18 protein-coding genes are annotated in these 18,688 nt (G+C 65.7%); 14 read left to right on the forward strand and 4 right to left on the reverse strand.

Annotated features, from left to right (window positions below; genetic code table 11):
- Positions 1-71: 71 nt before the first annotated feature.
- Together glpD and B9Y64_RS06605 are read right to left on the reverse strand one after the other, a co-directional pair.
- Positions 72-1,559, reverse strand: coding sequence for a glycerol-3-phosphate dehydrogenase (glpD, locus tag B9Y64_RS06600; RefSeq protein ID WP_100440022.1), 1,488 nt, complete (start codon positions 1,557-1,559; stop codon positions 72-74).
- A gap of 225 nt (positions 1,560-1,784) precedes the next feature.
- Positions 1,785-2,420: an OmpW/AlkL family protein gene (locus B9Y64_RS06605; protein WP_014038574.1), complete on the reverse strand. Its 636-nt coding sequence runs from the start codon at positions 2,418-2,420 to the stop codon at positions 1,785-1,787.
- 186 nt (positions 2,421-2,606) lie between these two features.
- Here B9Y64_RS06605 and B9Y64_RS06610 point away from each other — a divergent pair, with 186 nt between their 5' ends.
- From B9Y64_RS06610 to lpdA, 3 genes are all read left to right on the forward strand, one after another.
- Complete coding sequence (locus B9Y64_RS06610) at positions 2,607-3,122, forward strand: DNA-deoxyinosine glycosylase (RefSeq protein ID WP_100440023.1); 516 nt, start codon at positions 2,607-2,609, stop codon at positions 3,120-3,122.
- 167 nt (positions 3,123-3,289) lie between these two features.
- Positions 3,290-4,978 carry a dihydrolipoyllysine-residue acetyltransferase gene (aceF, locus tag B9Y64_RS06615; RefSeq protein WP_100440024.1) on the forward strand — a complete coding sequence of 563 codons (1,689 nt, stop codon included), beginning with the start codon at positions 3,290-3,292 and terminating at the stop codon, positions 4,976-4,978.
- Positions 4,979-5,084: 106 nt separating this feature from the next.
- Positions 5,085-6,875: a dihydrolipoyl dehydrogenase gene (gene lpdA / locus B9Y64_RS06620; RefSeq protein ID WP_100440025.1), complete on the forward strand. Its 1,791-nt coding sequence runs from the start codon at positions 5,085-5,087 to the stop codon at positions 6,873-6,875.
- Between the two features lie 868 nt (positions 6,876-7,743).
- Here the strand turns inward: lpdA and B9Y64_RS06625 are convergent.
- On the reverse strand, positions 7,744-8,562 hold the full coding sequence (locus B9Y64_RS06625) for a hypothetical protein (protein ID WP_100440026.1): 819 nt from the start codon (positions 8,560-8,562) through the stop codon (positions 7,744-7,746).
- 458 nt (positions 8,563-9,020) lie between these two features.
- Here B9Y64_RS06625 and B9Y64_RS06630 point away from each other — a divergent pair, with 458 nt between their 5' ends.
- The 9 genes from B9Y64_RS06630 (at position 9,021) to B9Y64_RS06670 (ending at position 16,238) form a co-directional block, all read left to right on the forward strand.
- Positions 9,021-9,386, forward strand: coding sequence for a hypothetical protein (locus B9Y64_RS06630; RefSeq protein ID WP_014648497.1), 366 nt, complete (start codon positions 9,021-9,023; stop codon positions 9,384-9,386).
- Between the two features lie 31 nt (positions 9,387-9,417).
- Positions 9,418-10,218, forward strand: a complete 801-nt coding sequence (atpB, locus tag B9Y64_RS06635) for a F0F1 ATP synthase subunit A (protein ID WP_100440027.1) — start codon at positions 9,418-9,420, stop codon at positions 10,216-10,218.
- A 73-nt stretch (positions 10,219-10,291) separates the two neighbouring features.
- Positions 10,292-10,597 (forward strand): F0F1 ATP synthase subunit C, encoded by a 306-nt coding sequence (gene atpE, locus B9Y64_RS06640; protein WP_005411133.1) that lies wholly within the window; start codon positions 10,292-10,294, stop codon positions 10,595-10,597.
- A 106-nt stretch (positions 10,598-10,703) separates the two neighbouring features.
- The gene (locus tag B9Y64_RS06645; RefSeq protein WP_075676766.1) at positions 10,704-11,174 is read left to right on the forward strand and encodes a F0F1 ATP synthase subunit B; all 471 of its coding nucleotides are present in this window, start codon (positions 10,704-10,706) and stop codon (positions 11,172-11,174) included.
- Between the two features lie 2 nt (positions 11,175-11,176).
- The gene (locus tag B9Y64_RS06650; RefSeq protein WP_075676182.1) at positions 11,177-11,704 is read left to right on the forward strand and encodes a F0F1 ATP synthase subunit delta; all 528 of its coding nucleotides are present in this window, start codon (positions 11,177-11,179) and stop codon (positions 11,702-11,704) included.
- Between the two features lie 44 nt (positions 11,705-11,748).
- The gene (gene atpA / locus B9Y64_RS06655) at positions 11,749-13,296 is read left to right on the forward strand and encodes a F0F1 ATP synthase subunit alpha (RefSeq protein WP_014038567.1); all 1,548 of its coding nucleotides are present in this window, start codon (positions 11,749-11,751) and stop codon (positions 13,294-13,296) included.
- Between the two features lie 97 nt (positions 13,297-13,393).
- The gene (gene atpG / locus B9Y64_RS06660; protein WP_100440028.1) at positions 13,394-14,257 is read left to right on the forward strand and encodes a F0F1 ATP synthase subunit gamma; all 864 of its coding nucleotides are present in this window, start codon (positions 13,394-13,396) and stop codon (positions 14,255-14,257) included.
- A 38-nt stretch (positions 14,258-14,295) separates the two neighbouring features.
- Complete coding sequence (gene atpD, locus B9Y64_RS06665; protein ID WP_100440029.1) at positions 14,296-15,702, forward strand: F0F1 ATP synthase subunit beta; 1,407 nt, start codon at positions 14,296-14,298, stop codon at positions 15,700-15,702.
- A gap of 113 nt (positions 15,703-15,815) precedes the next feature.
- Positions 15,816-16,238, forward strand: a complete 423-nt coding sequence (locus B9Y64_RS06670; RefSeq protein ID WP_005419509.1) for a F0F1 ATP synthase subunit epsilon — start codon at positions 15,816-15,818, stop codon at positions 16,236-16,238.
- 99 nt (positions 16,239-16,337) lie between these two features.
- Here the strand turns inward: B9Y64_RS06670 and B9Y64_RS06675 are convergent, their stop codons facing one another.
- The gene (locus tag B9Y64_RS06675) at positions 16,338-16,724 is read right to left on the reverse strand and encodes a GtrA family protein (RefSeq protein ID WP_100440030.1); all 387 of its coding nucleotides are present in this window, start codon (positions 16,722-16,724) and stop codon (positions 16,338-16,340) included.
- A gap of 83 nt (positions 16,725-16,807) precedes the next feature.
- Here B9Y64_RS06675 and glmU point away from each other — a divergent pair, with 83 nt between their 5' ends.
- Together glmU and B9Y64_RS06685 are read left to right on the forward strand one after the other, a co-directional pair.
- Complete coding sequence (gene glmU / locus B9Y64_RS06680) at positions 16,808-18,175, forward strand: bifunctional UDP-N-acetylglucosamine diphosphorylase/glucosamine-1-phosphate N-acetyltransferase GlmU (protein ID WP_100440031.1); 1,368 nt, start codon at positions 16,808-16,810, stop codon at positions 18,173-18,175.
- Positions 18,144-18,677: a GNAT family N-acetyltransferase gene (locus tag B9Y64_RS06685; RefSeq protein WP_100440032.1), complete on the forward strand. Its 534-nt coding sequence runs from the start codon at positions 18,144-18,146 to the stop codon at positions 18,675-18,677. Before glmU ends, B9Y64_RS06685 begins: the two co-directional genes overlap by 32 nt.
- Positions 18,678-18,688: the final 11 nt, after the last annotated feature.

Below are 18,688 nucleotides of genomic sequence, written 5' to 3' on the forward strand. Positions count from 1 at the left end.
GTACCGTGCTTTATGTGGAGCCGAGCCATGCCCGGCTGCTGTGTGCGGGAACCGCCGGGCGTGGCTCGGCTCTACAACGCCGGGCGTTCCATCCATGCCTGCAGCCGTGCCACCTGCGCAGCATCCAGCCGCAATCCCAGCTTGCTCCGCCGCCACAGCACATCGTCGCTGTCGAACGCCCACTCGCGGTCGCGCAGGAAGCCTACTTCGCGGGCATGCAGGCCGCCGCCAAAATCCTCGCCAAGGTCGTCCATGCCCCGTGCACCCTCCAGCAGTTCCGCGCTGCGGCTGCCATAGGCAGCGGCCCAGCGTTGCGCGATACCGGCAGGCAACCACGGTGCCAGCCCCCGAAGATGCGAGCATGCCTGTGCGGCGTCACCCCACCCGCTGCCCGGCAGTGGGTCTCCGCTTGCTGTCCACGCCGGGCCCATCTGTGGCAGCGCAGGGCGCAGCAGGTCCAGCGCCTCCTCGGCCAGCACCCGGTAGGTGGTCAGCTTGCCGCCCAGCACATGCAGCGCCGGTGCCGGGTCCGCCTGCAGCTGCAGGCGGTAATCGCGGCTGAGTTTTGCCGCGCGCGGGTCGGGATCGGCCAGCAGCGGACGGACACCGGCGAACGCCCAGACCACCGCTTCCGGCGCGATGGGTTCCTGCAGGTAGCGATTGGCTGCTTCGCACAGGTACGCCACCTCCGAAGGCAGCACGCTGCAGCGCGCCGGGTCACCGCGATAGTCGGTATCGGTGGTGCCCACCAGCAGGTGGTCGTGGGCGAAGGGCAGCAGGAACACCACGCGTCCATCGGGTTGCTGCAGCAGGCAGGCGCTGTCATCAGGCCAGGGCCGGCGCAGCACGATGTGGCTGCCCTGCACCAGGCGCAGCGCGGGGCCACCGCTGCGCGCCTGCATCCGTTCCAGCAGGCCACCGGCCCACGGGCCCGCCGCGTTGGCGACGGCGCGCGCAGTCACATGGTGCGACCGGCCATCAGTGGATTCCAGAATGGCCTGCCATCGGCCCTGCACGGGGTGCAGGTCGATGCAGCGGCTGCGCACCCGCACCTGTGCCCCCCGCTGCGCGGCATCCAGGGCGTTGAGCAGCACCAGCCGCGCGTCATCGACCTGCGCATCGGCGTAGCTGAAGCCCTGCCGCAGCATCGGGGAGAGCCAGTGGCGCAGCGGGTCGCGGTGCAGGTCCAGTACGCGTGACGCTGGGAAGGCAGGGCCGCGCCGGCCCAGATGGTCGTACAGCCACAGTCCCGCGCGCAGCATCCAGCGCGGGCGCAGGTGCGGCTCCCAGGGCAGCACGAAGCGCAGCGGATGGACCAGATAGGGGGCTTGCCGGCGTACCACCTCACGTTCGCCCAGTGCCTTGCGCACCAGCCCGAACTCGCCCTGTTCCAGGTAGCGCAGGCCGCCGTGGATCAGTTTGCTGCTGGCACTGGACGTGTGTGCGGCCAGGTCGTGCTGTTCGCACAGCAGCACGCGCAGGCCGCGGCCACTGGCGTCACGGGCGATGCCGGCGCCGTTGATGCCGCCACCGATCACCAGCAGGTCGACGTCGTCCATCGTGCCTCCGTATCCAGCCATTCTGCAGAGTCGAGTCCATGCTTGGCTGCATTTCGGGCAGCCGGGCAAGCTCGACTCTACAAAAAATGCAGCCGAGCATGGGCTCGGCTCTACAAAAAATGCAGCCGAGCATGGGCTCGGCTACAGACAGAAGGCTGCTGCCGGAAATGACGACGGGCCCCGAAGGGCCCGTCGCGATGCATCAGTGAAGCGGTGCTGCCTGGATCAGAAGCGGGCGCCGATGCCGAAGCCGACGGTCCACGGATCCATCTTGGCTTCGCCGATCTTCTCGCCGCCAACCTTGATGTCCGGGCGGGCGCGCATGTAGCGGGCGTCGGCACGGGCGAACCAGGTGGAATTGATGTTCATGTCGACGCCGACGGTGCCGATCACGCCCTTGGCATCCTTGAAGCGGATGTCGGTGTCAGCGCCGTTGCCCAGCTTCTCGTTGCTGAAGCTCGACTGGTAGTAGCCGACGCCCACGAACGGACGGAACACGTTGTCAGCCTGGCCGAAGTGGTACTGGCCGCTCAGCGCGACCGGCTGCTGCTCGACCGAGCCCAGGCGGGCATTGTTCGGGCCCTTGAACTTGTTGTCGAACTTGTCAGCGGCGCCCCACAGCTCAACGGCCCAGTTGTCGTTGATGTAGTAGCTGAAGCTGACGGTCGGCGCCGGGCCACCGTCGGTCTTCTTCACGCCGGTGATCGGGTCGTTCTTCGGCTGCAGCAGCGAGATGCCGCCAACAACGGCAAAATGCTTGCCCGAGGCGGTATCGGTGGTGCTGCTGTCCTGGGCGAAAGCGGCCGGCGCGAAGGCGGCGGAGGTCAGCAGGGCGAGACTCAGGATACGGATGGAGCGCATGGGGGTATCTCCTAATGTTTCTTGTTTTGGGCCCCCGGTTGCGGGGCGAGCACACCGTAGTCGCCCCAACATGAATCGAATCCGACGCACGTTAAAAAATAGTTTTCCTTGTTCAGCGACGGGTGCGGAATGCCTGTATTCATGGGGTTTCTGGCCCCCGCCGACATTCATGCAGTTGGAGAAGATGTGAGCGCAGCAACGTTGTGCATTGGCCTGCAAGCGCAGGTGAACGTGGAGTGCCGGGTACTGCTGCTGGGCTCGATGCCCGGCGTGGCGTCCCTGCAGGAACAGCGCTACTACGCCCATCCGCGCAACCGCTTCTGGCCGCTGATGGCCGATATCTGTGGCTTCGGCGCGGATCTGGCCTACGCGCTGCGGCTGCAGGCGTTGAATGCAGCGGGTATCGGCCTGTGGGATGTGATCGGCCGCTGTGAGCGCCGCGGCAGCCTGGATGCGGACATCGTGCGTGGCACGGAAGTGGCCAATGCACTGCCCGAGCTGATCGCCACACTGCCTGAGCTGAAGCTGATCGGCTGCAATGGAAGTGCGTCGCTGCAGGCGTTCCAGCGCTGGGTGCTGCCGCGGCTGGAGGCTCCACCCAAGGTGGTCGCGCTGCCGTCGACCAGCCCTGCCAATGCGGCGTGGTCGTTGCCACGCCTGCGCCAGGCCTGGCAGCCGGTGGCCGACGCGCTGGCGACATGAAGCGGACATCGTCCGGACAATACGCTACCGACTGGTCGCGGCCGCGACCCATGGGCAACAGCCTGTCCCGGCTGCGTGCGTACTGAAAACACCTGTAACGGTTGGCGCTGGACCCCGCTGGCCGCACAATAGACGTTTCCCTACACCAGATTGCCGGAGTTATCCCCATGGCCGAAATCAAGGAAGCACTTGTCCCCGATATCGGTGACTACAGCGATATCCCGGTAATCGAGGTGCTTGTCGCCGTCGGCGACACGGTCAAGAAGGACCAGGGCCTGGTGACGCTTGAAAGCGACAAGGCGACCATGGAAGTGCCGTCTTCGGTGGCGGGCGTGGTCAAGGAACTCAAGGTCAAGGTTGGCGACAGCCTGTCCGAAGGCAAGGTCGTGGCGCTGATCGAAGTGGCTGAAGGCGAAGCCGCCGCGCCGGCCGCCGCCGCACCGGCGCCGGCCAAGGCCGCTGCCCCGGCTGCCGCCACCCAGAGCGCGCCAGCCCCGGCCGCTGCTGCTCCGGCCGCTCCGGCCGCCAGCGGTGGTGCGGTTGAAGCCCTGGTGCCGGACATCGGCGACTACTCCGGCATTCCGGTCATCGAAGTGCTGGTCGCCGTGGGCGACACGGTCAAGAAGGACCAGGGCCTGGTCACGCTGGAAAGCGACAAGGCGACCATGGAAGTGCCGTCCTCGGTGGCCGGTGTGGTCAAGGAGATCAAGGTCAAGGTCGGCGACAATCTGTCGCAGGGCAACGTGGTTGCCATCATCGAGGCCGAGGGCGCTGCCGCGCCGGCCCCGGCCAAGGCCGCTGCGCCGGCCCCGGCGGCTGCACCGCAGGCCGCTGCTCCGGTTGCCGCCGCCGCTCCGGTGGCGGCCGCGCCGTCGGCCGGTACCCCGGCCAGCCCGCCGGTGCAGTTCAACGCCGATGGCGTGCTGCCGGCCAAGGTGCCGTACGCCACCCCGGCGGTGCGCGTGTTCGCCCGCGAGCTGGGCGTGGACCTGCTGCAGATCAACGGCACCGAGAAGGGTGGCCGCATCACCAAGGGTGACGTGCAGAAGTTCGTCAAGGCCGCGCTCAGCGGTGGCGTGCCGGCAGCTGCCGGTGGCGCTGTCGCCGCCGGTGGTGGCCTGAACCTGCTGCCGTGGCCGAAGGTCGACTTCAGCAAGTTCGGCGAGACCGAAGTCCAGCCGCTGTCGCGCATCAAGAAGATCTCCGGCGCGAACCTGGCCCGCAACTGGGCCATGATCCCGCACGTCACCCAGTTCGAACAGGCCGACATCACCGACCTGGAAGGCCTGCGCGTGGCGCTGAACAAGGAGAACGAGAAGGCCGGCATCAAACTGACCATGCTCGCCTTCCTGATCAAGGCCAGCGCCGCGGCGCTGAAGAAGTTCCCGGAATTCAACGCCTCGCTCGATGCCAGCGGTGAAAACCTGACCCTGAAGAAGTACTTCCACATCGGCTTCGCCGCCGACACGCCGAACGGCCTGGTCGTGCCGGTGATCCGCGACGTGGACAAGAAGGGCGTGGTGCAGATCGCGCAGGAAACCGGCGAACTGGCCAAGAAGGCGCGCGACGGCAAGCTGGGCCCGGCCGACATGAGCGGTGGCTGCTTCTCGATCAGCTCGCTGGGCGGCATCGGCGGCACCGCGTTCACCCCCATTGTGAACGCACCGGAAGTGGCCATCCTCGGCGTCTCCAAGTCGTCCATCCAGCCGGTCTGGAACGGCAAGGAATTCGCACCGAAGCTGATGCTGCCGCTGTCGCTGAGCTACGACCACCGCGTCATCGACGGCGCCCTGGCCGCACGCTTCACCACGTACCTGTCGCAGGTGCTGGCCGACATGCGCCGCGTGCTGCTGTAAGGCACCGCTTCGCCCCCACCGTGCGGCCGCAGCCCCTGGCGCGGCCGCGTGAACAGATGCAGTGACAGCCCGCCGGCCACGCCGGGCGGGCACGAGGAAAACCACCATGGCCACGATTGAAGTCAAGGTTCCCGACATCGGCGATTACAGCGATGTGCCGGTGATCGAAGTGTTGGTCGCCGTCGGCGACACGGTGAAGAAGGATCAGGGTCTGGTGACCCTGGAATCGGACAAGGCCACCCTGGAAGTGCCGTCCTCGGCCGCCGGCGTGGTCAAGGAAATCAAGGTCAAGCTGGGCGACACCCTGTCCGAGGGCGCCGTGGTCGTGGTGCTGGACGCTGAAGGCAGCGCCGAAGCCCCGGCCAAGGCCGCCGCTGCTCCGGCCAGCAAGCCGCCGGTGACCCCGTCGCACCGCGCCCCGGCCGAACCGGCTGCGCCGAAGCCGGCGCTGTCCAGCGGCAAGCCGGCCGACATCGAATGCGAAATGGTCGTGCTGGGCTCCGGCCCGGGCGGCTACACCGCCGCCTTCCGCGCCGCCGACGTCGGCCTGGACACGGTGCTGGTCGAGCGTTACGCCAGCCTTGGCGGCGTCTGCCTCAATGTCGGTTGCATTCCGTCCAAGGCGCTGCTGCATGCCGCTGCGGTGATCGACGAAGTCGCCCACGCCGGCGATTTCGGCGTCGAGTTCGGCAAGCCGACCATCACCCTGGACAAGCTGCGCGAGTACAAGGAAAAGGTCGTCAACCAGCTGACCAAGGGCCTGGCTGGCATGGCCAAGCAGCGCAAGGTCCGCAACGTGCAGGGTGTTGGCAGGTTCGTATCCGCCAACGAGCTGGAAATCACCGCTGCCGACGGCAGCACCCAGCTGCTGCGCTTCCAGAAGTGCATCATCGCTGCCGGTTCGCAGGCGGTGAAGCTGCCGAACTTCCCGTGGGACGACAAGCGCGTGATGGATTCCACCGACGCGCTGGAGCTGGCCGAAGTGCCGGGCTCGCTGCTGGTCGTCGGCGGCGGCATCATCGGCCTGGAGATGGCCACCGTGTACAGCGCGCTGGGCAGCAAGGTCACCGTGGTGGAGTTCATGGACCAGCTGATGCCGGGCGCCGACAAGGACCTGGTCAAGCCGCTGGCCGACCGGCTGAAGAAGCAGGGCATCGAAGTGCACCTGAAGACCAAGGCTTCCGGCGTCACTGCCGACGCCAAGGGCATCACCGTGACCTTTGAAGCCGCCGAAGAGGGCCAGACGCCGGCCCTGGCGCAGGGCACCTTCGACCGCGTGCTGGTGGCTGTGGGCCGTTCGCCGAACGGCAAGAAGATCGATGCCGAGAAGGCTGGCGTGCAGGTCACCGATCGCGGCTTCATTCCGGTTGATCGCCAGATGCGCACCAACGTGCCGCACATCTTTGCCATCGGCGATATCGTCGGCAACCCGATGCTGGCCCACAAGGCCACGCACGAGGGCAAGCTGGCCGCTGAAGTGGCTGCCGGGCACAAGAAGGAATGGGTGGCCCGCGTGATTCCGTCGGTGGCCTACACCAACCCGGAAATCGCCTGGGTTGGCGTGACCGAAACCGAGGCCAAGGCCAAGGGCCTGAAGGTGGGCGTGGCCAAGTTCCCGTGGGCTGCCAGCGGCCGCGCGATCGGCATCGGTCGCACCGAGGGCTTCACCAAGCTGATCTTCGACGAGGAAACCCACCGCATCATCGGTGGTGCGATCGTCGGTGTGCATGCCGGTGACCTGCTGGCCGAGATCGGCCTGGCGATCGAAATGGGGGCGGAAGCCGAGGACATCGGCCACACCATCCATGCCCACCCGACGCTGAGCGAATCGGTGGCGATGGCCTCGGAAATCTACGACGGCACGATCACCGATCTGTACATGCCGAAGAAGAAGTAAGGCGCCCGCGCCGTTCCGAACGAAAAGCCCCGGCATCTGCCGGGGTTTTTTGTTTCTTCGTTAGGCGTTACCGCGAGCGGTGGGGCCGGTGCGCGGGTGGCAGGCGTCTGGACAAATGTCCCCCGTCGTCCGCCTGCGGCGGTCGCCTCCTCCTTTACTTTGTCCAAACGCCTGCCACCTGCGCAGCGGCTCGGCTTGCGGAAGGTGGAACAGCCATCGCAAAGGCCGCCTGGATGCCGGACACGCGGAGGGAGAGGGGGCTGTGTGCGAAGTAAAGGAGGAGGTGACGGCCACGGGCCGGCGCCGGGGGACATTCGCACGCAGCCTCCTCTCCCTCCAGCGCTCGACCCAGCCTGCGTCTGCGGTTGCGGTCATCGCGAGAGTCCGGGCCACTGCGCGGGTGGCAGGCGTCTGGACAAATGTCCCCCGTCGTCCGCCTGCGGCGGTCGCCTCCTCCTTTACTTTGTCCAAACGCCTGCCATCCGCGCACCGGCTCGGCTTGCGGACGGAGAAGCCACGGCCGGTTGTTCTGCCACGGCCGCCTGGATGCTTGACACGCGGAGGGAGAGGGGGCTGTGTGCGAAGTAAAGGAGGAGGTGACGGCCGCAGGCCGGCGCCGGGGGACATTCGCACGCAGCCTCCTCTCCCTCCAGCGCTCGACCCAGCCTGCGTCTGCGGTTGCGGTCATCGCGAGCTTGCGGGCCACCCGCGTACCGGCTCGGCTTGCGGACATTCGCACGCAGCCCCCTCTCCCTCCAGTGCTCGACCAACCCGCTTCCGCTCTTCATCCCAGCAACCCACAAAAAACGCGGCCCCGATATTCCGGAGGCCGCGCCAGGAGAGAGAGTGCCGTGGAAGGGGCGGGGGATCAGAACACGAAGCTGATACCGGCCACCGGGCCCTTGAATTCCTGCTTCAGGCCGATGGTGCCGTCGCTGCCCTTCTTGTCCACGTCCAGCTTGAACCAGTCGTAGCCGGCGAACACGCCGAAGTTCTTGGTGAAGCGGTAATCAACGATGGCGTTGGCGCGGCTCAGGTCACCCTTGTAGTCATCGAAGCTGCCCCAGCGCGTGTTCAGGTACTGGCCCTGCAGCGTGATCATCCAGCGCTCGCCCGGGGTGAAGGTCATGCGCGCACCCACCACCGGCGCAATGCCGTCAGCCTTCTCGTTGAGGAACTGACCGTCGTACACGGTGCCCAGGTCGGCGTAGCCCTTGGTGCTGACCTTGGCGTACTCACCACCGATCTGCAGGCCGAGGTCGAAGGTATCGGTATCGACGACCGAGTAGTCGTACACCAGGCTGGCCACCTGGTACTTCAGCTCACCCTTCACGAAGCTGCCGGCCGGCACGTTCTCACCGCCAAAGGAAATGCCCTGGTCCAGGGTCTCGCGGCGGTCCTTGTCGTACTTGAAGTAGTTGAACAGCAGGCGCTGGCGATTGCTGATGCGGAACATGCCGTCGATGCGCGGTTCCCATTCCTTGCCCCCCAGCTTGAAGTCCTGGTCCAGGGCAATGTCCTGTCCGGCCACGTTGGTCTTGCCGCGGATCGTGTTGTCCGAGTCGATGTTCATCGCACCCAGGCGGATGGCGAAGCGGTCATCGCCTTCGGCGGCGTGGGCGGCAGTGGCGAACGAAGCACCGGCGGCGAGCAGGGAAAGGGCGAGCAGGGTGGGTACGGAGCGCATCGAAGAGTCCTTGCAGTGGTTCATCAGAATGAAAACCACTGTGCCGGACAGGCCCGTCCACCATCCGTGAACGTATGGTCCATGGCATGTGTACGGTTCAGTGCTGTCGCGGCGATGCAAAAAGATGGCCCCGGAGCCGGGCTTCGGGGCCATCGTCGGACCTGCGGGGCGGAGCGTCGACGAGGTTGCTGCAGGCAGGTCGAAAGGTCGGACCGGCGCATTCGGCGAAAGTTCCGCGCCTGCGACCAAAGTTCAATACTGCAGCGCAGCATCATGCGGACGTCATTGTCCCCTGGGTGGCACGCAAAAATGTAACCGTTACCGCAACTTGCGGCTTCCCGGGATGAACAGGCAGCGGTTGTCTCGCAAATTGTCCCATTGCTATAATTTGGCGGCTCGATGAGGCCCCCCTGCTGTAGCCGCCTCAGCCCTCCACTTGCAACCACGCGGGACGTCCTGTGCTGAACTCCGTTGATGCGGGTCGGCGACTGATGCTGCGCGCCGCGGTCTACCCGCTGGCCGCAGTCGCTGTCCTGGCCCTGGCCTTCCTGCTGGTGGGTCCGAAATATGCCCTCGGCGCGCTGGCGTCCGGTGTGGCCATTTCGGCCGGTGGCTGGGTTGCGGCACGGATGGCACTGGGCGGTGGTGCGGTGGCGGCAGGATCGGCGATGGCTCGCCTGATCATTGCGATCGTAGCCAAGTGGGTCGTGGTTTTCGGTGTCCTGCTGGTGGGGTTCCTGGTCTTCAAGCTGCCTGCATTGGCGCTGTTGGCCGGTATCGCCGTCGGCTTGATGTTCCAGGTCCTGGCCATGGCCAGGCGTTGACAGAATTCAATTAACTGAAGGTTCCGGACACATGGCGGGCGAGGCTCTAACCCCTACCAGCTACATCCAGCATCACCTGCACAACCTGACCGCGCCGGTCGGCAAGGGTGAGGGTATGTTCTGGCATATCCACGTCGATACCTTCCTCACCGCCGTCCTGATGGGCCTGGTGATCGTTGTCGCGTTCTGGCTGGGGACCCGCAAGGCCACTGCCGGCGTGCCGGGCAAGTGGCAGGCCTTCGTCGAAATCTGCCTGGAGTTCGTCGACCGCCAGGCCAAGGACACCTACCACGGCAAGAGCAAGCTGGTCACGCCGATCGCCATCACGATCTTCTTCTGGATCCTGATGATGAACCTGATCAAGATGATCCCGGCCGACTTCATCGCCAAGCCGCTGGAATGGGCAGGCATCCACTACTGGAAGCCGGTGCCGACCGCTGACGTCAACGCCACCCTCGGCATGGCCATCAGCGTGTTCTTCCTGATGCTGTTCTTCGCGCTGAAGTCCAAGGGCCTGGTGGGCTTCGTCAAGGAATTCCTGACGGCACCGTTCGGCAAGTGGATGATGCCGTTCAACCTGATCCTCAACATCGTCGAGTGGCTGAGCAAGCCGATCTCGCTGGCGATGCGACTGTTCGGCAACATGTTCGGCGGCGAAATCGTGTTCCTGCTGATCTGGGTGCTGGGTGGTGCCGGTTTCTTCGGTGCCATCGCAGGTGGTGTGTTCGGCCTTGGCTGGATGCTGTTCCACCTGCTGGTGATCCCGCTGCAGGCCTTCATCTTCATGATGCTGTCGATCGTGTACCTGAGCCTGTCGGAAGACGCTCACTGAGTTTCAAGCTTCAACGCGTTTCAACCTTCATCCGTTTCATCACCCTTAGCAACTTAAGTTCCTGGAGATAACCATGTACTTCGCCGTCCTGACCAACTTCGCGCAGATTCAGAGCTCCACCGCCCTTGCCGTCGGCATCATGATCGGCCTGGCCGCGCTGGGCGCCGGTCTGGGTCTGGCCATCATGGCTGGTAAGTTCCTGGAGTCGGCCGCCCGCCAGCCGGAACTGATCCCGGTCCTGCAGGTCCGCATGTTCATCACCGCCGGCCTGATCGACGCCGCGTTCATCATCTCGGTCGCCGTTGGCCTGCTGCTGGCCTTCGCCAACCCGCTGTCGGCTGCCTTTGCTGGCGCCGTCACCAAGGCTCTGGCCGGCTGATACAGCGGTTTGAGACGACCGGGTGCTGATGCACCCGGTTTCGGATGAAGGCCGGATGCGCCGCTACGGCGGCGCCTCCACCCCGAAACCAGCGATCGAGCTAACCATGAATATCAATTTCACCCTTCTCGCGCAGGCGCTCGCCTTCGCTGGTCTGATCTGGATCATCGCGACCAAGATCTGGCCGCCGTTGATGAACGCGATCGAAGAGCGCCAGCAGAAGATTGCTGAAGGCCTCGCTGCTGCCGACCGCAGCCAGAAAGATCTGGCCCAGGCGCAGGAGAAGGTCAACGAAGCGCTGAAGGAAGCCCGCACCAAGGCCAACGAGATCATCGACCAGGCCCACGCGCGTGCCAACCAGATCGTTGATGCTGCCCGTAACGAAGCGATCACCGAAGCCACCCGTCAGAAGGAACTGGCCCAGGCTGAAATCGACGCCGCCGCCAACCGTGCCCGTGAAGATCTGCGCAAGCAGGTGTCCGCGCTGGCCGTGACCGGTGCCGAAAAGCTGCTCAAGCGCGAAATCGACGTCAACGCCCACAAGGCGCTGCTCGACGAGCTGGCCTCGGAGATCTAAGGATGAGCCAGGCCCTCACGCTTGCCCGCCCGTACGCCCGCGCCGCGTTCGCGACCGCGCGCGACGAAGGCGCGTTCGCGCCGTGGTCGGACGCCCTGGCGTTCTCTGCCCACGTCGCCGCCGACCCGCGCGTGGCGGCCCTGCTCGCCAACCCGGAGCTGGGTCGTGACGACGCCGTCGCCCTGCTGGCGCCGGTGTCCCACGGCGAGACCTACTCGCGCTTCCTGGCCATCCTGGCCGAATCGCATCGTCTGCCGCTGCTGCCGGAAATCTCCGGCATGTTCGACGCCCTGCGCGCCGAAGCCGAGCACGTGGTCAAGGCCACGGTGACCTCGGCCGCCGAACTGTCGGCCGGTGAACTGGACGCGATCAAGGCCGCGCTGCGCAAGCGCTTCAACCGCGAGGTCGAAGTGACCACCGCGGTGGATGCCTCGCTGATCGGCGGCGCCGTGATCGACGCCGGCGACGTGGTCATCGATGGTTCGCTGAAGGGCAAGCTGGCCCGTCTGCAGACCGCGCTCGCTAACTGAATTCATTTAACGTCCGGCCCCGCTGCCGGCACTAGGACTTGACGATGGCAACCACGCTCAACCCCTCCGAAATCAGCGAACTGATCAAGAACCGCATCGAGAAGGTCAAGCTGGCCGCGGAATCGCGCAACGAAGGCACCGTGACCAGCGTGTCCGACGGCATCGTGCGCATCTTCGGTCTGGCCGACGTGATGCAGGGCGAAATGATCGAACTGCCGAACAACACCTTCGCACTGGCCCTGAACCTGGAGCGCGACTCGGTCGGCGCCGTGGTCCTGGGTGACTACGAGAACCTGCGCGAAGGCGACGTCGCCAAGACCACGGGCCGCATCCTGGAAGTGCCGGTCGGTCCGGAACTGCTGGGCCGCGTTGTCAACGCGCTTGGCGAGCCGATCGACGGCAAGGGCCCGCTGGGTACCGACCTGACCGCTCCGGTGGAGCGCGTTGCTCCGGGCGTGATCTGGCGCAAGTCGGTCGACCAGCCGGTGCAGACCGGTTACAAGTCGGTCGACTCGATGATCCCGATCGGCCGTGGCCAGCGCGAGCTGATCATCGGTGACCGCCAGACCGGCAAGACCGCCATGGCGATCGATGCGGTGATCAACCAGAAGGGCACCGGCATCAAGTGCGTGTACGTTGCGATCGGCCAGAAGGCTTCGACCATCGCCAACATCGTGCGCAAGCTGGAAGAGAACGGCGCGCTGGCCCACACCATCGTGGTGGCCGCGACCGCTTCCGAATCGGCTGCCATGCAGTACATCAGCGCCTACTCGGGCTGCACCATGGGTGAGTACTTCATGGACCGCGGCGAAGACGCGCTGATCGTGTACGACGATCTGTCCAAGCAGGCCGTCGCCTACCGCCAGATCTCGCTGCTGCTGAAGCGTCCGCCGGGCCGCGAAGCCTACCCGGGTGACGTGTTCTACCTGCACTCGCGCCTGCTGGAACGCGCTGCCCGCGTGTCCGAGGAATACGTCGAGAAGTTCACCGAAGGCAAGGTCACCGGCAAGACCGGTTCGCTGACCGCGCTGCCGATCATCGAAACCCAGGCCGGCGACGTCTCCGCCTTCGTTCCGACCAACGTGATCTCGATCACCGACGGCCAGATCTTCCTGGAAACCGACCTGTTCAACGCCGGCATCCGCCCGGCCGTGAACGCCGGTATCTCGGTGTCGCGCGTCGGTGGCTCGGCCCAGACCAAGATCATCAAGAAGCTGTCGGGCGGCATCCGTATCTCGCTGGCCCAGTACCGCGAGCTGGCTGCGTTCGCGCAGTTCGCCTCGGACCTGGACGAAGCGACCCGCAAGCAGCTGGAGCGCGGCCAGCGCGTCACCGAGCTGATGAAGCAGAAGCAGTACGCGCCGATGTCGATCGCCAACCAGGCGCTGTCGATCTACGCCGTCAACGAGGGTTACCTCGACGACGTGCCGGTCAACAAGCTGCTGGCGTTCGAAGAAGGCCTGCACGCCCACTTCGCCAACACCCAGGGCGAGCTGATCAGCAAGGTCAACGCCACCGGCGGTTGGGACAACGACATCGAAGGTGCCTTCAAGAAGGGCATCGCCGAGTTCAAGACCACCGGCAGCTGGTAATCGCGGTCCTGTAGAGCGGAGCCGCTGGCTCCGCTGGACCAGATGACAAACGGTTGAACAACGCGGGGCATCAGCCCCGCGCCACGGGAAACAAGAGATGGCAAGCGGACGCGAAATCAAAACCAAGATCAAGAGCGTGCAGAACACCCGCAAGGTGACGCGCGCCCTGGAAATGGTCTCGGCCTCCAAGATCCGCAAGGCGCAGGATCGGATGAAGACCTCGCGTCCGTACGCGCAGGCGATGAAGCAGGTGATCGGCCACCTGGCCCAGGCCAGTACCGATTACCAGCATCCGTTCCTGGTCGAGCGCGAGCAGGTCAAGCGGGTCGGCTTCATCGTGATCTCCTCCGATCGCGGCCTGGCCGGCGGCCTGAACAACAACCTGTTCCGCAAGATGCTGGGCGAAGCCAAGGCATCGCAGGACAAGGGTGCCGAAGTGGACCTGGTGACCATCGGCCAGAAGGCATCGACCTTCTTCCGCCGCGTGAAGGTCAACATGGTCGGCAGCGTGACCCACATCGGCGACGTGCCGAAGCTGGAATCGCTGATCGGTGTGATCAAGGTGATGCTCGACGCCTTCACCGAAGGCAAGGTCGACCGCGTGTACCTGGTCTACAACCGCTTCGTGAACACCATGACGCAGAAGGCCAGCTTCGATCAGCTGCTGCCGCTGCCGCCGGCTGAGAAGCAGGTCGCTCACCACGACTGGGATTACCTGTACGAACCCGATGCCGCGACCGTGCTCGAGCACGTGATGACGCGTTACATCGAGTCGCTGGTGTACCAGGCACTGCTGGAAAACGTCGCCTCCGAGCATGCCGCACGCATGGTCGCGATGAAGGCGGCGAGCGACAACGCCAACAAGCTGATCGGCGAACTGCAGCTCGTCTACAACAAGGCGCGCCAGGCAGCGATCACCCAGGAAATCTCCGAAATCGTCGGCGGCGCGGCAGCAGTCTGACCGCGTTCGTTCAAAGCACACATTTAGAGGATGCAGCAATGAGTCAGGGCAAGATCGTTCAGATCATCGGCGCGGTCGTCGACGTCGAATTCCCGCGTGAGTCGGTGCCGAAGGTGTACGACGCACTGAAGGTCGACAACACCGAAATCACCCTCGAAGTCCAGCAGCAGCTGGGCGACGGCGTGGTGCGTACCATCGCCCTCGGTTCCACCGACGGCCTGAAGCGCAACCTGGTTGCCACCAACACCGACCGCGGCATCTCCGTGCCGGTCGGCGCTGGCACCCTGGGCCGCATCATGGACGTGCTGGGCCGCCCGATCGACGAAGCCGGCCCGGTGGCCGCCAGCGACAGCTGGGAAATCCACCGTGCGGCCCCGTCGTACGAAGACCAGTCCCCGGCCACCGAGCTGCTGGAAACCGGCATCAAGGTCATCGACCTGATGTGCCCGTTCGCCAAGGGCGGCAAGGTCGGCCTGTTCGGCGGCGCCGGCGTCGGCAAGACCGTCAACATGATGGAACTGATCAACAACATCGCCAAGGCGCACAGCGGTCTGTCCGTGTTCGCCGGCGTGGGTGAGCGTACCCGTGAGGGCAACGACTTCTACCACGAAATGAAGGACTCCAACGTCCTCGACAAGGTGGCGATGGTGTACGGCCAGATGAACGAGCCGCCGGGCAACCGTCTGCGCGTCGCCCTGACCGGCCTGACCATGGCCGAGTACTTCCGCGACGAGAAGGACGAAAACGGCAAGGGCAAGGACGTCCTGCTGTTCGTCGACAACATCTACCGCTACACCCTGGCCGGTACCGAAGTGTCGGCACTGCTGGGCCGTATGCCGTCCGCCGTGGGTTACCAGCCGACCCTGGCCGAGGAAATGGGCGTCCTGCAGGAGCGCATCACCTCGACCAAGAATGGCTCGATCACCTCGATCCAGGCCGTCTACGTTCCCGCGGACGACCTGACCGACCCGTCGCCGGCAACCACCTTCGCCCACCTGGACTCGACCGTCACCCTGTCGCGTTCGATCGCCTCGCTGGGTATCTACCCGGCCGTCGATCCGCTGGACTCCACCAGCCGCCAGATGGATCCGCTGGTCATCGGCCACGAGCACTACGACACCGCCCAGCGCGTCCAGCAGACCCTGCAGAAGTACAAGGAACTGAAGGACATCATCGCGATCCTGGGCATGGACGAACTGTCCGAAGAGGACAAGCAGGCCGTGTCGCGCGCCCGTAAGATCGAGCGCTTCTTCAGCCAGCCGTTCCACGTGGCCGAAGTGTTCACCGGTTCGCCGGGCAAGTACGTGCCGCTGAAGGACACCATCCGTGGCTTCAAGGCCATCGTCGATGGCGAGTACGACCACCTGCCGGAGCAGGCGTTCTACATGGTCGGCAGCATCGAAGAAGCGGTCGAGAAGGCCAAGAAGATGGCCGAGAAGGCCTGATCCGGGACGGGCGGGAGCGATCCTGCCCGACCTGACGCCGGCGCCGGGCAACCGCCCGCGCCGGTGGACCCCCACGGTGGCATTGCGCCGCCGCGAACAGCGAAGAGATTTGCATGAGCACGATCCGTTGCGACATCGTCAGCGCCGAGCAGGAAATCTTCCGTGGCGAAGCGACCCTGGTCGTGGCCACCGGTGAGCTGGGCGAACTGGGCATCGCGCCCAAGCACGCGCCGCTGATCACCCGCCTGAAGCCGGGCAAGGTGGTGGTGACCACGCCGAACGGCGAGCAGCTGGATTTCGCCATTTCCGGCGGCATCCTGGAAGTGCAGCCGCAGGTGGTGACCGTGCTGGCCGACACCGCGATCCGCGCGCAGGACATCGACGAAGCCTCGGTCCGCAAGGCCAAGGAAGAAGCCGAGCGCATCCTGGCCAACCGCGGCGAAGCGATGGAAGTGGCCGAAGCCCAGCAGAAGCTGGCTGAAGCCGTCGTCCAGCTGCAGGCGCTGGAGCGCCTGCGCAAGAATCTCAAGCACTGAGGTTCGCGCTGCACCCACGAGAACGCCGGCCCTGTGCCGGCGTTTTTGTTTGTGCGGCGGGGTAGAGCCGACTCTACCGATCCCGATCCCGCCGTCGTATCAGCGGTACACCACGTGCCGCAGCAGCAGGAAGGAAATCACGGCCAGTCCACCTTCCACCAGCGGCTTGGCCAGCCAGGCGTACTGCAGGCCCAATGCATGATCGGCGGCTGAGACCAGCAGCGTGCTGGCACTGGTGAGCAGCAGCCACAGTGGCAGGAAGCGTGCAAAGCGTCGCCAGCCCAGCCGTTGCCCGCCGTCGGCAGTGGCGAAGGTGATCCGCCCGTTCAACCAGAATCCCAGCAGCATGCCGGCCAGGCGCCCGGCCAGGTTGCCCGGCACCACGGGCAGGCCAGCAGCCGTGACCAGCACGAACACCGCCCAGTCGAGCAGCAGTTGCAGCACGCCGATGATGAGGTAGGCGCTTCCCTGGCGGAGCAGGCTCATGGTCGGAGTGAGGGCGGGCAGGTCCCCATGTTAACGGCCCACGCTCTAGAATCACCGGCAACGAACCACGGATTGCTGCCCCCATGACCCAAGCCCTGCACGTCATCATCCTCGCCGCCGGCGCCGGCAAGCGCATGAAGTCGGTGCTGCCGAAGGTGCTGCAGCCGATCGCTGGCCAACCGATGCTGGCGCACGTGATCGATGCCGCCCGCGAGCTGCAGCCGGCCGCGATCCATGTGGTCTACGGCCACGGCGGTGAGGCGGTGCGGCAGCATTTCGCCGACCAGCCCGACCTGCAGTGGGCCGAACAGGCACAGCAGCTGGGTACCGGGCACGCCGTTGCGCAGGCGATGCCACAGGTTCCCGATGCTGCGCAGGTGCTGGTGCTGTACGGCGATGTGCCGCTGATCCGCGCCCAGACCCTGCGCGAGCTGCTGGCGCAGCCGGGGCGATTGGCGGTGCTGGTGGCCGACGTCGATGACCCGACCGGCTATGGCCGCGTGCTGCGCGATGCAGAAGGCAAGGTAGGTGCGATCGTCGAGCAGAAGGACGCCACCGACGACCAGCTGCGCGTGCGCACGATCAACACCGGCATCATCGCCGCAGAGTCGACCGCGCTGCGCCGCTGGTTGTCACAGCTGTCCAACCGCAATGCGCAGAGCGAGTACTACCTCACCGACGTGTTCGCGTTCGCCGCGCATGAGTACACCCCGGCCGAGATGGCGCTGGTCGCCGATGCCCAGGAGGCCGAGGGTGCGAATGACCCGTGGCAGCTGGCGCAGCTGGAGCGCGCCTGGCAGCGACGTGCGGTGCGTGCGCTGTGCGCACAGGGCGCGCGCGTGCGCGATCCGGCACGGCTGGATATCCGTGGCACCGTCACCGTGGGCAGCGACGTGCTGATCGATGTCGACGTCGTGCTGGAAGGCAACATCGTGCTCGCTGACGGCGTCACTGTGGGCCCGTTCAACCGCCTGAAGGACGTCAATCTCGGCCCCGGCACCGAAGTGCGCGCGCACTGCGATCTGGAAGGCGTGGTGACCGAAGGGGCTGCGCAGATCGGCCCGTTCGCACGCCTGCGGCCGGGTACCGTGCTGGCCGATGGCGTGCACGTCGGCAACTTCGTTGAGGCCAAGAAAGTCACCCTCGGCGTCGGCAGCAAGGCCAACCACCTCACCTACCTGGGCGATGCGGTGATCGGCAGCAGGGTGAACATCGGTGCCGGCACCATCACCTGCAACTACGACGGCGTGAACAAGTCGACCACCACCATCGGCGACAACGCGTTCATCGGCTCCAACAGCTCGCTGGTAGCGCCGCTGACGATCGGCGAAGGCGCGACCATCGCCGCCGGCTCGGTCATTACCCGCAATGCGCCGGACGGCAAGCTGACGTTGGCCCGTGCACGACAGGAAACCATCGATGGCTGGAAGCGCCCGATCAAGAAGTCCTGAGCCACGCCTCCCGCATGCCGACGAGCTCGGCATGCTGCGGGCGATCGAGCAGCGTGCCGGTGAACTGCTGAAGGGCCACGAAGCCTACCCGGTGTTTGCCGGCCATGGCCTGGACCTGCCGACGTTGCGGGAAGGCCTTGAGCGCGGGCAGCTGTGGGTGGTGGATGCGGCCGACGGCGGCATTGCCGGCTACCTGCTGGCGGGCGAACTGGCGGGTGAGTTCCATGTCCTGCAGATGGATGTGGACCCGGCACACGCGCGTCGCGGCCATGGCCGCGCGTTGCTGCGCCATGCATTGGCGCAGGCGAGGGCGGATGGCTACGCAGCCGCGGTGCTGACCACCTTGTCCGACGTGCCCTGGAATGCGGCCTTCTACGCCAGCGAAGGATTCGTTGAAGTGCCTGAGGCGGAGTGGAACGATGACCTGCGCACGGTGATGGCCGAAGAGGCCGCGCTGGGGTTCCCGATGCACCTGCGGGTGGCGATGCGGCGCGTCTGGTAGTTGCCGACCTC

It is taken from the genome of Stenotrophomonas maltophilia (assembly GCF_002799245.1).
GTDB classification, from domain to species: domain Bacteria; phylum Pseudomonadota; class Gammaproteobacteria; order Xanthomonadales; family Xanthomonadaceae; genus Stenotrophomonas; species Stenotrophomonas maltophilia_S.

Excerpts from the sequence above, each read along its gene's own strand:
- glpD (WP_100440022.1), bottom strand. The coding sequence starts at position 1,559 with ATGGACGACGTCGACCTGCTGGTGATCGGTGGCGGCATCAACGGCGCC.
- B9Y64_RS06605 (WP_014038574.1), bottom strand. The coding sequence starts at position 2,420 with ATGCGCTCCATCCGTATCCTGAGTCTCGCCCTGCTGACCTCCGCCGCC.
- aceF (WP_100440024.1), top strand. The coding sequence starts at position 3,290 with ATGGCCGAAATCAAGGAAGCACTTGTCCCCGATATCGGTGACTACAGC.
- lpdA (WP_100440025.1), top strand. The coding sequence starts at position 5,085 with ATGGCCACGATTGAAGTCAAGGTTCCCGACATCGGCGATTACAGCGAT.
- B9Y64_RS06625 (WP_100440026.1), bottom strand. The coding sequence starts at position 8,562 with ATGCGCTCCGTACCCACCCTGCTCGCCCTTTCCCTGCTCGCCGCCGGT.
- atpB (WP_100440027.1), top strand. The coding sequence starts at position 9,418 with ATGGCGGGCGAGGCTCTAACCCCTACCAGCTACATCCAGCATCACCTG.
- atpE (WP_005411133.1), top strand. The coding sequence starts at position 10,292 with ATGTACTTCGCCGTCCTGACCAACTTCGCGCAGATTCAGAGCTCCACC.
- B9Y64_RS06645 (WP_075676766.1), top strand. The coding sequence starts at position 10,704 with ATGAATATCAATTTCACCCTTCTCGCGCAGGCGCTCGCCTTCGCTGGT.
- B9Y64_RS06650 (WP_075676182.1), top strand. The coding sequence starts at position 11,177 with ATGAGCCAGGCCCTCACGCTTGCCCGCCCGTACGCCCGCGCCGCGTTC.
- atpA (WP_014038567.1), top strand. The coding sequence starts at position 11,749 with ATGGCAACCACGCTCAACCCCTCCGAAATCAGCGAACTGATCAAGAAC.
- atpG (WP_100440028.1), top strand. The coding sequence starts at position 13,394 with ATGGCAAGCGGACGCGAAATCAAAACCAAGATCAAGAGCGTGCAGAAC.
- atpD (WP_100440029.1), top strand. The coding sequence starts at position 14,296 with ATGAGTCAGGGCAAGATCGTTCAGATCATCGGCGCGGTCGTCGACGTC.
- B9Y64_RS06670 (WP_005419509.1), top strand. The coding sequence starts at position 15,816 with ATGAGCACGATCCGTTGCGACATCGTCAGCGCCGAGCAGGAAATCTTC.
- B9Y64_RS06675 (WP_100440030.1), bottom strand. The coding sequence starts at position 16,724 with ATGAGCCTGCTCCGCCAGGGAAGCGCCTACCTCATCATCGGCGTGCTG.
- glmU (WP_100440031.1), top strand. The coding sequence starts at position 16,808 with ATGACCCAAGCCCTGCACGTCATCATCCTCGCCGCCGGCGCCGGCAAG.
- B9Y64_RS06685 (WP_100440032.1), top strand. The coding sequence starts at position 18,144 with ATGGCTGGAAGCGCCCGATCAAGAAGTCCTGAGCCACGCCTCCCGCAT.